Below are 260 nucleotides of genomic sequence, written 5' to 3' on the forward strand. Positions count from 1 at the left end.
GGAAGTATTTAGCCTTGGGAGATGGTCCTCCCGGATTCCGACGGGGTTTCACGTGTCCCGCCGTACTCAGGATCCACTCTGGAGGGGATGGGATTTCGGCTACAGGGCCGTCACCTTCTCTGGCCGACCTTTCCAGGTCGTTCACCTATCCTATCCCTTTGTAACTCCGTGTAGAGTGTCCTACAACCCCAGGAAGCATGCTTCCTGGTTTGGGCTGTTCCCGTTTCGCTCGCCGCTACTCAGGGAATCGAATTTTCTTT

At 55.4% G+C, this 260-nt stretch carries 1 rRNA gene; it reads right to left on the minus strand.

The window, feature by feature from the left end:
* Positions 1–260: ribosomal RNA gene (locus KNP64_RS14775) — 23S ribosomal RNA — on the minus strand; the annotation flags it as partial.

Origin of the sequence: Exiguobacterium sp. s64, assembly GCF_018618035.1 — a bacterium.
Classification (GTDB): domain Bacteria; phylum Bacillota; class Bacilli; order Exiguobacteriales; family Exiguobacteriaceae; genus Exiguobacterium; species Exiguobacterium mexicanum_A.